The sequence below is a fragment of the Nostoc sp. DedVER02 genome, assembly GCF_034530675.2.
GTDB lineage: Bacteria > Cyanobacteriota > Cyanobacteriia > Cyanobacteriales > Nostocaceae > Nostoc.
In genome coordinates this window covers 1-13,247 of sequence record NZ_JAVRCP020000036.1, presented here as the reverse complement: position 1 = coordinate 13,247, position 13,247 = coordinate 1, and the positions used below count along the sequence as shown (strand labels likewise).

Annotated in this window: 12 protein-coding genes; 6 read left to right on the top strand and 6 right to left on the bottom strand. The window is 41.9% G+C overall.

Annotated features, from left to right (window positions below):
- Window positions 1–60: 60 nt before the first annotated feature.
- Window positions 61–447, bottom strand: a complete 387-nt coding sequence (locus tag RMZ41_RS25625) for a hypothetical protein (protein WP_322643114.1) — start codon at window positions 445–447, stop codon at window positions 61–63.
- A 207-nt stretch (window positions 448–654) separates the two neighbouring features.
- Here RMZ41_RS25625 and hslO point away from each other — a divergent pair, with 207 nt between their 5' ends.
- Both hslO and RMZ41_RS25615 read left to right on the top strand, forming a co-directional pair.
- On the top strand, window positions 655–1,560 hold the full coding sequence (gene hslO / locus RMZ41_RS25620; protein WP_322643115.1) for an Hsp33 family molecular chaperone HslO: 906 nt from the start codon (window positions 655–657) through the stop codon (window positions 1,558–1,560).
- Window positions 1,561–1,714: 154 nt separating this feature from the next.
- Complete coding sequence (locus RMZ41_RS25615; RefSeq protein ID WP_322643106.1) at window positions 1,715–3,790, top strand: chromosome segregation ATPase; 2,076 nt, start codon at window positions 1,715–1,717, stop codon at window positions 3,788–3,790.
- Window positions 3,791–3,929: 139 nt separating this feature from the next.
- Here the strand turns inward: RMZ41_RS25615 and RMZ41_RS25610 are convergent, their stop codons facing one another.
- The 3 genes from RMZ41_RS25610 to RMZ41_RS25600 form a co-directional block, all read right to left on the bottom strand.
- Window positions 3,930–4,796, bottom strand: a complete 867-nt coding sequence (locus RMZ41_RS25610) for an NAD(P)-dependent oxidoreductase (protein ID WP_322643107.1) — start codon at window positions 4,794–4,796, stop codon at window positions 3,930–3,932.
- Between the two features lie 387 nt (window positions 4,797–5,183).
- The gene (locus RMZ41_RS25605) at window positions 5,184–6,371 is read right to left on the bottom strand and encodes a class I SAM-dependent methyltransferase (RefSeq protein ID WP_322643108.1); all 1,188 of its coding nucleotides are present in this window, start codon (window positions 6,369–6,371) and stop codon (window positions 5,184–5,186) included.
- Window positions 6,372–6,627: 256 nt separating this feature from the next.
- Complete coding sequence (locus tag RMZ41_RS25600) at window positions 6,628–7,995, bottom strand: DUF3370 domain-containing protein (RefSeq protein WP_322643116.1); 1,368 nt, start codon at window positions 7,993–7,995, stop codon at window positions 6,628–6,630.
- A gap of 592 nt (window positions 7,996–8,587) precedes the next feature.
- On the opposite strand from RMZ41_RS25600, the gene hisH reads away from it, so the two are divergent.
- The gene (gene hisH, locus RMZ41_RS25595; protein WP_322643109.1) at window positions 8,588–9,223 is read left to right on the top strand and encodes an imidazole glycerol phosphate synthase subunit HisH; all 636 of its coding nucleotides are present in this window, start codon (window positions 8,588–8,590) and stop codon (window positions 9,221–9,223) included.
- An 84-nt stretch (window positions 9,224–9,307) separates the two neighbouring features.
- Window positions 9,308–9,898: a 16S rRNA (guanine(966)-N(2))-methyltransferase RsmD gene (gene rsmD, locus RMZ41_RS25590; protein ID WP_322643110.1), complete on the top strand. Its 591-nt coding sequence runs from the start codon at window positions 9,308–9,310 to the stop codon at window positions 9,896–9,898.
- Window positions 9,899–9,959: 61 nt separating this feature from the next.
- On the opposite strand, the gene petG is transcribed toward rsmD, so the two are convergent.
- Window positions 9,960–10,073: a cytochrome b6-f complex subunit V gene (petG, locus tag RMZ41_RS25585; protein ID WP_063721252.1), complete on the bottom strand. Its 114-nt coding sequence runs from the start codon at window positions 10,071–10,073 to the stop codon at window positions 9,960–9,962.
- A gap of 210 nt (window positions 10,074–10,283) precedes the next feature.
- On the opposite strand from petG, the gene RMZ41_RS25580 reads away from it, so the two are divergent.
- Window positions 10,284–10,658: a c-type cytochrome gene (locus RMZ41_RS25580; RefSeq protein WP_163928961.1), complete on the top strand. Its 375-nt coding sequence runs from the start codon at window positions 10,284–10,286 to the stop codon at window positions 10,656–10,658.
- A gap of 1,074 nt (window positions 10,659–11,732) precedes the next feature.
- Window positions 11,733–12,521: a peptidylprolyl isomerase gene (locus RMZ41_RS25575; protein WP_322643111.1), complete on the top strand. Its 789-nt coding sequence runs from the start codon at window positions 11,733–11,735 to the stop codon at window positions 12,519–12,521.
- Window positions 12,522–13,042: 521 nt separating this feature from the next.
- On the opposite strand, the gene RMZ41_RS25570 is transcribed toward RMZ41_RS25575, so the two are convergent.
- The coding region (locus RMZ41_RS25570; RefSeq protein WP_409875957.1) for a hypothetical protein at window positions 13,043–13,247 on the bottom strand (205 nt) is incomplete at its 5' end.

Sequence of the window (13,247 nt, the reverse complement as noted above, 5' to 3'; positions counted from 1 at the left end):
GGGAATAGGTTAGAGGTGACAGGAAAAAACCAATTCCTATTCCCTTCACCTCCAATCAATTCAACGTTCTTGAGTTGCCAAAAACTGACGCAAGCTCAACAAACTCAGGGTTTGACCCAAATTTAAGGGCAAAAGTGAAACTCCTTCCAAGCGCGATTGCACCCAGCCTTCTCCCCAGTACCATTCGTGAAACCCGTCAATACCTCCACTGAGTAGCAAGCGGAGGCAGTTGGATTTTACAACGTCTACTTGATGATGAATTGAGACTGGCCCAGTCCAGGTTGTAAACTGGAATCCTGAAAGTAGTTCTTCTGGCATTCCTGGCGCAAAGCGTTGTCCTAAGAGCCATTTTTCTAGTTGCGCCGGATGCAGCAGACTGTTGCGAATTGCATCTATTGGCGCTTCAATTTCGATCCGTAGTTGACTTTGTTGAAAGTTACCTAGCATTTTTCTAAAATTGCCTAAAGGTGAGATATGGCTATTTCTAATATTGCAAATAGTTTTTGTCATTATGTAGTTAGTCCTTTGTTCTTTGCAAATGACCAATGACCAATGACAGCCGTTTATTTGCGTAACACCCCATTACGTTACTTTTCTAGCAGCAGAGAACTTAGAATAGAAAAAGTGAACTTGTTAAGAAATGTAAGGTTATTCATGGCGGATCAGTTAATTCGTGCAACAGCAGCCGAAGGTGGAATTCGTGCCGTAGGTGTGATAACCACACGTTTAACAGAAGAAGCACGAGGGCGACACAAGCTTTCTTATGTGGCAACGGCAGCACTGGGTCGGACTATGGCAGCTGGCTTGTTGATGGCTTCTAGTATGAAGCGAAGTGGATCAAGGGTCAATGTCCGGGTAAAAGGCGATGGCCCTTTGGGTGGCATATTAGTAGATGCTGGGTTAGATGGTACGGTACGCGGGTATGTGGCGAATCCATCTGTGGAATTGCCTCCCAATGCCAAAGGTAAGCTAGATGTTGGTGGTGCAGTGGGCAGTGGCTACCTCTACGTTGTGCGGGATGTGGGTTATGGTTATCCTTACTCTAGTACGGTAGAACTAGTTTCTGGCGAAATTGGCGATGATGTGGCTCATTATTTAGTGAATTCCGAACAAACACCTTCAGCTTTAGTCTTAGGTGTGTTTGTGGGAGCAACTGGAGTAACGGCTGCTGGAGGGTTACTAATACAAGTGTTGCCCAAAGCTGCTAGAGACGAAGCTTTAGTAGAAACATTGGAATCGAGGGTCGCGGGTCTGGCAGGATTTACGCCATTATTGCAAGCCGGGAAGAATTTAACTGAAATCTTTAGCGACCTGTTGGGAGATATGGGACTGGAAATCTTTCCCGAACGGCAAATAGTGCGCTTCCATTGTGGTTGTTCTTTCGATCGCGTTTTGGGGGCACTCAAAATTCTGGGAGAAGCCGAACTGCAAGATATGATTGTTAAAGATGATGGTGCTGAAGCAACTTGCGACTTTTGCGGCAACGTTTACCAGGCAAGTAGCGATCAGTTAGCTCAACTAATTGCCGATTTGCAAGCTGAATCTACTGTTTCAGGATAAAGTATAAACTAGCACTGATTTTTTAGATTGTTAATGGTACTCTGTGGAGAGAGATAATCGAAAAAGTAGCTTTTTAATCATGAGAAAGTTACTATGTCAACAATGGAATTATCAACCTAAAACAGAGCGCTATTCAATTATTTTGGTGTGAGAGATGACAGAGCGGGATATTCCAGATAGTTGGTCAAGAGCCAGTGGAAGTGAGCCAGATCAAAACAAAAGATTATCCCGAACAGAACAATTCGGTGAAACTCAGCCCTTTGATGTCCCAGCTACTGGTTCTACCTCCAAGTCAGTGAAGCGGCGAAAAAAAAACCATAGGGAAGGATTACCTATAAATAGTAATTCAGAAGAAATTGCCCAACTTAGTAGTACTTCTGGTAAATGGCCACGCTGGATGAAAAGCTGGACATTGTGGCTGGTACTACTAATGTTGATTCCTGGCAGTGTAGGATTCTTAGCAATGGCAATGTTGCTAAAGTTGCCAGCTGCCCCTAATTGTCCGTCGATTTTCTGGCCCCTAGCTAGTGCTTCTGTGCGGTTACACTGCGCTCAGTTAGCAGCTTCCAAGGAAACAGTGAACGATTTATTGCAAGCGATCGCTCTGGTGAAGGAACTACCAGCAAATCACCCGTTGCATGGAGAAATCAATCGTTTCATCGAAGAATGGTCGCGGGATATTTTGAAGCTAGCCGATCAAAGTTTCCAAACAGGGAATTTAGAGGAAGCGATCGCTACTGCTCGTAAAATACCCGAAGATGTGGCAGCTTATAAATTAGTCGATCAACAAGTTGACAAATGGCAAACAATCTGGTCAAAAGCAGAAGCTACATATAATGGTGCGATCGCCGAAGTCAAGGAACTACATTGGCAATCGGCGTTCATGTTATCTGCCAAAATGTTGCGCGTAGACAATCAATATTGGGCGGGTACTAAATACGACCAATTAAATCGTTTAATTGCCACAGCACGGGAAGATGGCGATAAGTTAGGAAAAGCTGAAAGTTTAGCAAACAGCAAAGTAGTCGATAATTTACTGGAAGCCATCAAGTTAGCTGAGTCTATTGGGCAGGAAAGTTATCTTTACCAAAAAGCTCAGGAAGCAATTCCCGCATTTGGACGTAAAATGCTGGAATTGGCACAGGCAAAACTAGATAAGCGAGATGCCGATGAAGCACTGAATATCGCTAGACAAATTCCAGAGAGTACGAAATTACAAGGCGAGACAGATGACTTTATCGCCATTGCTGATGCGAAAAGAAGTGCTTGGATAGGTAACGTTTCTGGTTTACAGGCTGCGATCGCTCAAGCACAACAAATCGATCCTTCTAGACCAGTGTATAACGAAGCACAGCAACTAATTGCTCGTTGGCAGTTGGAAATTGAAGATGTTGCCAATCTAGAAAAAGCAAGAATATTGGCTAGCCAGGGAACAGTCCCTAATTTAACAGCAGCGATCGCCCAAGTCCAGTTAATACCTGCAAGTAATCCCAGGGCCACAGAAGCAAGGCAAGAGATAGATCGCTGGCAAGCCCAAGTGGAAACGATTCAAGACCAACCTTACTTAGATCGCGCCGATCAGATAGCTGTATTCGATGATATCAATTCTTTGCAAGCTGCGATCGCTCAAGCCAGCGAAATTCGTAGAGGTCGGGCATTATATCCAGAGGCACGGAAAAGAATTCGTACTTGGGTAGGGAAAATTCAGAGAATTCAAGATCAACCTTACTTGGATCAGGCGCAAGAACTGGCTCAGAGCGGAAATCTCACCGCTGCCATTAGCGCTGCTCAACAAATTGCCTCATCGGGAAGGGCGCTTTCTGGGGAAGCACAAGCTGCGATAAATGACTGGGAAGGGCAAATCCGCACTAGAGAAAACTGGAGGAAAGCTCAGGAAGTAGGCGCAGCTGGTACGCCAGAAGCTTTGGTTGAAGCAATACGACTGGCAGATCGGGTTTCAAACAATAGCATCTTACGTATGGATGCGAATCTGGCTATTGACCAATGGAGTCAGCAATTGTTAGAAATAGCCCGCTCTCAAGGTCAGTCTGATATTGCTAGAGGGATTGATATTGCAAAATCGATTCCACGCGGTAGTGCTGCTTACAGTGGGGCGCAGGAGCAAATTAAGGCTTGGCAAGAATTTCTCAATCCTCAACCAACACCTCAGCCCCAGCCCCAGACTGAATCTTTACCATTTCCTCAATCAACTACTACTGATGGGCAGTAATATCGTTATTAAAGATTAAAACCTTTTAATTCAGTATTTTCAAAAGGCATATCAGGGATACAGGGTATAAAGAGAAAATTTTATATCCTAAGTAGGTAGCACAGCTAGCTGTGCTACCTACAAAACTACCTACAAAAATTTATTCACCCCATTCTTTAATTACAGAAAATAGTGATGAGTAATCATCATCAGCAAATGACATTTTCACGGCTGTTTGCAAGATTTGTCGCACACCTTTAATGCTGCTAAGATCCAAACTTCGGGATTTCGCTTCTGAGATAAACAATTCTGTATCTTTGAGCAAGTGTTTTGTGGGGAAATTTGGATCGGCATAATTGCCATCCAACATCCGTTGTAGCTTTTTGTCAAAGGTAGGTGCGTAGAGTGGACTGTCGCGCAAGATTTGCATAAACATATCCACATCAACACCTTGACGCTGGACAAAAGCCAGACTTAAAGCAAAGCTAGTTGTTAGGGAAGCTATTAGTTGATTTAGTGCCAATTTAAGCGCCGCCGCAGATCCAACTGGCCCTATAAGTAAAGGTTCTGTCCCAAAATTTTGAAGTAGCTTTAAGTGCTGTTGAAATTGTTCTGGTTCTGCCCCTACCATAACACTCAACTTGCCAGCTTTTGCTTCTGGGATACTCCCTAATACAGGTGCTTCTAAATACTCACCACCACCACCAACAACTGCATCTCTAATTTCCTGGCTTTCTGTGGGGGTAATTGTTCCCATTTGGATAATTGTGCGCCCTTCCAAAGTTTGCCAAGAAGTATCTGAAAGCAACACATTATAAATAGCCGGGGCATTAGTCAGCATCAGGATTATGCACTCAGCAGCACGAATAGCGTGGCGGGGATGTGTAGCAATTTCAGCCCCAGCAGCTTGTAATGGTGCTAATTTTTCTGGGGTGCGATTGTAAGCAACTAGCTGTATATCTGCGGCTAATAACCTTTGAGCCATTGGTAGTCCCATCAGTCCAGTTCCCAGAAATGCCACCTTCATTTTTCACGTTCCTTTAATACAGCGTCACCGATAGCGAGTTTTTAAGCGTCACAGCCCATTTGAACATCGCGTTTGCATTGTTTGATTCAAATTTAGTTGGGAAGTAGTTATTGGAGACTTTTAAGATACAATCCTAAATCTCAGTTTCTCTACTCCCTATTGCGACTCTCTAACTTTGGCAATCAACCACCGGCGGCAAAAGTCAACATAATTATCACTGAAAGTAAAATACCAGGGGTAAGTAGTGTTGCTAACATTAGTAGGTCATGAGTTGACATAATTATTACTTTGGTAGTGTGTTTAACTTTACAGTATTCACTGTTATGCTAGTCTAAATAAGACTGATACTGCATTCTTAAATAGAGTTTTAACTTTTCAAATATACCTTTACTCCGGCAGAGTCAATCCTTTTAGGGGTTGAGAAGTTTCTGTATTGTTCAGACCTTTACTCTGAACTAAAACTCCAAAGCCGCCTAGTCCTGTGGGATCTATGAGTTGTTGTAATGCGTCACGGCGCTGTAGTAACTCCGAAAGGAGTTGCTTTTGATAAGAAAGGGCTGCAATACGATCGCCTAACCCCAACGCCATCAAAAATAATCCTTGCTGGATAAAACCAATATTTTTTAAATTGCACTTCTCGCCCCAGCGTTCCAAAGCTGTAAAGTCAACATGGGCAGTGATATCTTGTCGCCCAATATTGATATAAGGGTTGTCATGGAAACGATGATGATAATAACACTGTAGCGTTCCTTGCGATCGCCTGGGATTATAGTAACGGCTGGCGGGGTAGCCATAATCAATTGTTAACACATAGCCACGTTGTAAGCGGTCTGCTACTATACTCAACCAGTTTAGAGCAGCTAAATTAATTTCACTACGGTAGCCATCTGGATATGCACTTTGGGTAAAGTCCATTTCCACTAAGTCTAAATATTCAGCTAGTTGGGGGGTTGAAGGTTCTGCTGTGACTTCTACAAATGATGGGCATGGGGCATTGGTTTCTTTTTTATTGTTATCTGTTGTCACATAAATTTCTCGGAGTTCGCCTGTTTCTAGGGTGAATTGATGGACGGGGAACGCATCTACTAACTCGTTGGAAAAAAAGCAGCCTGCGATCGCATTTGGCGGTATATCCTCTAAGTTGCACCAACGCACGGGTAAATCTTGTAAATGTTGTTGCTGTTCTTGTCTTAAAGTTGGAGACTTTTCAACAATGATGTACTCCAGGGCGGTAAAAAAATCTGGATAGTGCTGTTGATAATATTTAAGGATATGCAATGCTAGCAGTCCTTGACCTGCTCCCATTTCTACAAGAGAAAAGGGTACAGGTTTTCCTAGAATCTCCCACATTTGAAAAAATTGTTCTGCTAGTAACTCGCCGAAGTCAGTACAAAGGTTGGGAGAGGTGAAAAAATCACTACCTTTAAAGCCAATTTTGAGTGCATCGCTGGAATAGTAGCCGTATTTAGGATGATATAATGCCAGATCCATGAATTGGGCGAAAGTAATTCGTTTCTGGGGACTGGTGGTAATCTGATTTGCGATCGCTGCACACAATGCTGGATTTGAATCCATAAAATTTGAGATTGGGGAGAAAAGAAAATAAATAAATTATGAATTATGCAAAACAAAATTCATAATTTCCCTGTTCAGCATCTATACCCGTTAACCCGGAAGGGAAAGATCAGCTTTATTTAGAACAATTTTTACAGCATCTCTGATTACATCAGGTCGATCTATCCATATAAAATGACCGCTCTCACTGTTTATGTAAACAGCTTGTTTTCTGTCGAGGTTTAAATCTCGAGCACAAAACATAATTACGAATTTTTTAATACTGGGTTTTAGCTTGAGTTAACACTGTTAATACTTGCGGTGGTGTAGCATCCGGTGGATAGAGAAAGTCTACTTCTACTAAAGAGCGATCGCCAGCTTTCATCTTTAATGAAACTAACGGTTCCCCTGGTTGACCTCTCTTTTGCACTAAATGTACAAATTGAGTTTGTGGCCGACCTTGGTCATCTTTGTATCGTACCCGAACTGTCCCTCTGAAAAATACCTCACGGGCTGGTGTACTCAAAAAGCGTAACCCTGGCTTGACTAACTGATTCTCTTTAAGCGGAGTTTGTATGGCTACGCTTACAGTTTGAGGACTTTGAGTATTGTTGTATAACGGCAACTTGAGATTATATTGAATTCCATAGTTGCCATGAGCGCGATATGCGGTGTCAGGATAGCGCACCAGCATGGTAGCACTTTGAATTTGACCAGTTCCTAATGTACCGCCATGCAGGGTACTTAGAGCGTAGGAAAACACTTGACCAGGCTGAGGAATAGTTAGATACCTCGCTTTAGGATTATCTACTAATAAGGCTCTCCATCGTGAGCCATTAGCCACTCCAGCAACCCGTCCATAAATTATCGGCTTGTTAGTTTCCTCTAGGGGCGTGGGCGCTTTATCTCGTGGCCCAGCCAAATCACCATTATCTAGTAAATTCTGCCATTCTTCTAAAGTAGGCGATCGCTCACTACCATCAGGATTCACTCTTGCAAACATGGCTAGGCTGGCTGCATAGACATTGTCATTACTTTGCAATCGAATCAATGTAGACCGACCATTAAGAGGCGGTGTCAATCCCTGTACAGGGATTGGTAAATTTAGTAACATCCGACTTTGCTTTGCTGGAATCTCAATTTGGGCAGGGAAAATCTCTTGTCGTAGTCCCCTCAACACATCAGACATGACGCGATCGCCGGGCCCTGCAAAGATTGTCCCTAAAGGATTTTGGCTAAAGGATGGTAACTGAATAAATGGCGCATCCGGTTGACTCAAATAACTCGCCGCCTGCCAAATATTCACCTTCACTGTTTCTGAACCAGGGTTATGCAAAATTATCCCTAAATAGAGCGAGCGCAAATTTTCTGGAGGTTCAGCCCTAGCAACGTGATGGGCAAAAATATCAAATCGTCCTCGAAAGGGAAAATTTAGATGCGCTGTCGGGAATTTTTTGCCATTTGGTGGAAAAGTGGAAAGTAAAATTCCTTCTTTCAACACCAATTCTGGACTATTGCTGTTAAAAGTTGGCACTGTATCCAATTTACCTGGTAAAGGGCGTACTTCTTGTGGTTGTACAACTTCTTCAGGTGGTGTCGCAGGAGTTGATTGAGCAATTGGGAAAATTAGTAACAATGGCAACATATACTTAGATATTTCTTTCACCATACAGACATTAACAACTTGATGAAAGTGCCAGTTTGTTAATAATTAATACGAAATCTCCAAGAATCTCCATCAAATTTTCTTGGTTTAGAACCGGAATGTGGATAAAAAGACAACTGATCGTAAGTTGATTTTAGTCTAAGTAGTCCAAGCCTAAATAGGAAAAAGAAATTGACCGCAGTCGTGGCTAACCTGAATTGATGCTTCTCCCGCCACTAATTTTTCTATATCAACTTCTAATTTTTCCACAGCTAGCAGACGCTTCGACACTTAATTGTATAAGGATTGCAGCCTGCCTACAACAGATGATGTATTCAGGTTGAATTCCATTGATTTTTTCCATTACCTGAGTACTGGCAAGTTGCACATCTACTGGTAACTGGCGTAAAAAACTCAAGTCATTTGGTATCAGATCGAGTTTGGTAACTTCAAGTAATAAATCATCAGAAGAATTTCGACTGTTGAAATTTTAGGTAAATGTCAAAAGAAGTTAATAGAATTCTTTTCTTCATATCAAATATTATTTAGAATAGAAAAACCCTCCATTAATAAATTTGCAAGGAGCAGGTGAATGCCAGTAATTGCGGTCGTAGATTATGAGATGGGAAATTTGCACTCAGTCTGCAAAGGCTTGGAAAAAGCTGGGGCAACTCCTAATGTTACTTATTCTCCAAAGGAATTAGAGCAGGCAGATGCAATAGTTCTGCCGGGAGTGGGAGCATTTGATCCAGCAGTACAACACCTGCGATCGCGTGGTTTAGAACAACCGATTAAAGAAGCGATCGCATCTGGTAAACCTTTTTTGGGAATTTGTTTAGGATTGCAAATTCTCTTTGAATCAAGTGCAGAAGGTAGCCAACCAGGACTAGGAATTATCAAGGGAAAAGTACGGCGATTTCGTCCAGAACCTGACATCACTATTCCTCACATGGGTTGGAATCAGCTGGAAATGACTCAGCCAAAAAGCATTTTGTGGGAGCATTTACCGTCCGATCCTTGGGTATATTTTGTCCATTCTTACTATGTTGACCCAATAGACCCGCTAATCCGTGCAGCAACCATCACTCACGGTACTCAAACCGTCACAGCTGCGATCGCTCAAGAAAATCTGATGGCAGTTCAATTTCACCCCGAAAAATCCTCTAATATCGGATTGCAAATCCTATCTAATTTTGTTGCTCAAGTCCGTGAAAAAATTCCTGCCTAATACTCTTTTTGTCATTTGTTCTTTGTCCTTTGTCTAAAATTAATGACCAACGACTAATAACTAATGACCAATGTCTAATAACCAATGAGCCTCAGAATTTACGGTAATCGCCAGCTAAAAACTTTACCTGGAAAAGAAACTAGACCTACCAGTGCGCGGGTAAGGGAGGCAGTCTTTAATATTTGGCAGGGAGAAATTGCAGGTTGTCGCTGGCTAGATTTGTGCGCCGGTACTGGTTCAATGGGCGCAGAGGCTTTGTGTAGAGGAGCTAGCCTAGCAGTAGGAATTGAACAATCCAGCCGAGCTTGTGCCACTATTCAACAAAATTGGCAGCAAGTAGCTAATGCCGAGCAAGAATTTCGCATATTGCGGGGAGATATTACGCAGCAGTTAAAGAATTTATCAGGCAAGCAATTCGATAGAATTTACTTCGATCCACCTTATGCCAGTGGATTGTACCAACCAGTATTAGAAGCGATCGCTCACCATCAACTTTTAGATCCTAGTGGCGAAATCGCAGTTGAACACGCCTCACAAGGTTGGACATCGCCAGAGATTCCCGCTTGGGAAATTTGCCGTGAGAAAGTTTACAGCAACACATCACTTACTTTCTACAGAATTCGGAGTGAGGAATCAGGGGCAAATAAAGGAGATGAGGAACAACATAACTCCTAACCCTTCACTCCTAACTCCTAACTCCTAACTCAGCACTGGGAACTCAGCACCCACTACTTCCTCAACCGCCCAACTGATTGGGGCGCTTGTATTGCTTATAGGCAGCGTAAAACAGTCCGGCGAGGGTGACGAAAACTAGACCAAGGACAATACCTGATAGCAGGGGTTCAACCACTGGAAATCTCCTCTTTGTAATTATTAAATATTCGTTGCCTGTTTTTGATTTTACCAAATTTGGTATGAATCCTGCGCTCTACAGACTTTTTGGAAGGCGACTGCTCAAAAGAAAATAGTCTTCTGTGCTTGCAGACACCATCAAGAACTTTTAAGCTATGTGTAGGAAAAGAAAACTTTTTAGCACACCTAGACTTTCACCGCAAACCTTTTGGATAACCAGATTACCAAACCTGAAATTTTGATTCAGCGCATCGTTTTATTGACGCTGGCCATACTGCTATCAGTCCCTTTGGGCTTTTTTGGTGTTCAGTTGGTTCAAGCCTCCGATCCTTATGTAAAGAGTGTTTTATCTCTAACAGGAAACCCAGTTCAAGGACACGCGATCTTTCAAATTAACTGTGCTGGTTGTCATGGTTTGGAAGCAGACGGGCGAGTAGGGCCAAGTTTGCAAGCTGTTTCCAAGCATAAGTCTCAATATGGATTGATTCATCAGGTGATCAGTGGCGAAACGCCGCCAATGCCAAAATTTCAGCCTAGCACCCAAGAAATGGCGGATCTTTTGAGCTATTTAGAGTCGTTGTAGATGTTACATTCTTGGGTACTGGATACATACAGCAGATTTCAATTTGGGTATTTTACCCAGGCTAAGTTTCAAAGTTAGGAATAAAGCGTGTTTTACTTCTACTAATTGGACTTAACTCATTCTGACTCCTGAATTATGCTGTAAATTCCTAATGAAAAAGGCAACATTTTGACTTGTTGCCTTCTTTAATAATTTTTAATAAATCTTAATAAACTATAAAAAGTTGTACACCATGTTCTGCACTCTTACTCCGCCCCAAATTTAATTAAGCATTGTGATGCAAGTTGAACTTTCTCAATTATTATGTTTGTTGAAAGGTTTTTCCCAAATACTCTTTTAAACCTCATCCATTTTGAGAACTGGAGTTTTGAAGATATATTACTGTGAAGAAGTACGTATGACAAATAGCAAAATAGGGAAGCTCAAAATCAACTGCGATCGCCAGAACCAAAATTTTGCATGAAATAAGAAGCATTAAAAGCAGATTGTGCTAGTAGCCCTGAGCCTTTGATGGCACTGTATGAGATATGTAATGAATAAAAATGCAACACAAGTAAGTAGACAAACAGGACGGAACCCTCAGACAAGAATAGAGTGGGTACATCGTTACAATATTGCCGTAGCTTGAAAACTGCTACACTCCAATTCTCTTCTCCATGTTGATATTAAACGTAGACACGTTCGCAAAACGTCTAGTAGAGAAGCGGTTTGTCGTTAAACATTGCTGTTTGAGCATCCATATCCTCAACTTCATCTTTTGTTTCTTTTATCAACTATGCTGCCTTTCTTTACTTCTGTTATCCTCTAACATCTACATTACAGCCATGTTAAGAAAGATACAGGTAATGAATAGCTTTATCTATAGAGATAGAACAGGCGTTAGATAATTTGATGAGGAAAAACTACGGGTTTCAACCTAGACAAGGTTTCAACTGTATATTTTAAAGTGTGTAATTATTGAAAAAGTGAGGTTAGTGTATTTATCTCGGTAAGATTAAGATAAAAGCTCCCAGTGAATGGGCTACGTTTTAGCTTCTTTAATAAACTAGATATTCTTGAGATGCCCAAAAGCTAATGACTGAAGCGATCCAAATCGGTAATCGTACAATCACAGCAAGTGAACTAATATCCTTGCTTGCAAGTTACCAAATGCTGCCACAGTTGCAGCGAGAATTGATCATCGATGAGGCCATAGAGCAATCACGCTTTGAGAAGGTAGTAATAGAGTGTACACCCGAAGAAATAGCCCAAGCTAAACAGCAGTTTTACGCTGAAAAACAGTTTAAAAATGAAGAAGATATCCAGGCTTGGATTGCACGTCAAGGGCTGACTCCTGAACAACTAGAAGTTATTACCACTCGTAAGCTGAAAATTGAAAAATTTAAGCAAGCCACTTGGGGTAATAAACTAGAATCCTACTTTTTTCAGTCCAAGGCAAAACTAGACAAAGTAATTTATTCCCTACTACGAACCCAGGATGTTGGAATAGCCCAAGAACTTTACTTTCGGATTCAGGCAAAAGAAAACTCTTTTGCTGACTTGGCGCGGGAATACTCACTCGGGCCAGAAGCTCAAACTGGTGGGTTAGTAGGCCCGATTGAACTGAATGCACTACATCCAGTAATGGTGCAAATGCTCTCAAGCAGTCAACCAGGTCAGATATTGCCCCCTACCCGTATTGCTGACTGGTTCGTGATTTTGCGGCTGGAAAAATTTATTCCCGCACAACTCGATGAATTTATGAAAGTGCGCCTTTTGAATGAACTCTTTGAAATCTGGCTACAAGAACAGCAAAAGCAAATCATATCTGCAGCACAAGGAGAGGGAGGTACAGGAGGACAGCAAGAGGGCGATAAACCTTAACCTAAGCATGGGACTCACCTTCGATGCTTGGCATCAAAAGCGATCGCTTTGTTACTTTTCGAGGCTAGAATCGCTCTCATGTTTGTTGTTCATATACATATAGTAGATAGAATCCCATTAATTTTTAAAAAGTGGAATCTCGCCTTTGTCAAGATAAAAATAGGGGTAGCTAGACTAAAGATTAGAGAACTTACAGCAGAAAGAAATTGAATAATCAAAAATGTGGCTGAAGATGCTAAGGTAAAATATAAGACAGTGAAAAGTTACTCCCTACATCCCCTAAGAGGATGTTTTAAAAGTGGGGGGGCAATTGTAACAAAGCTCACAAGGCTTAAGCTGAGATTGTAAGCATCAGCACCTTGTGAGCAAATGACTAAAGCATATCGTAGTAACCCTGTGAGACTTTTATTTACATTGCGATGATACGTCTTATGGTCAGGCGACTGGCATAATTTTTGACTCGCTTCGACTTTTAAAACATCCTCTTAGAATACTCGGAAAGTGACAGAAGAGGCGTATGTTTAGTTGGTTCGTGCAACTGCCTCACTGAAAAGATATCTAATCTTAGCTATAGAGAGATTAGCTAAATGATCTATCCAAGATTCAGATAAACAAAAACCCCAAAGCAGTGATGTGAGCTTAGGGGTTTCTAGTTGTAAAATAATACCTGGCATCGAGCTATTTTTGCGTAGGGCGACCCCTAAACTATCGTTGCCGCAACAGCGT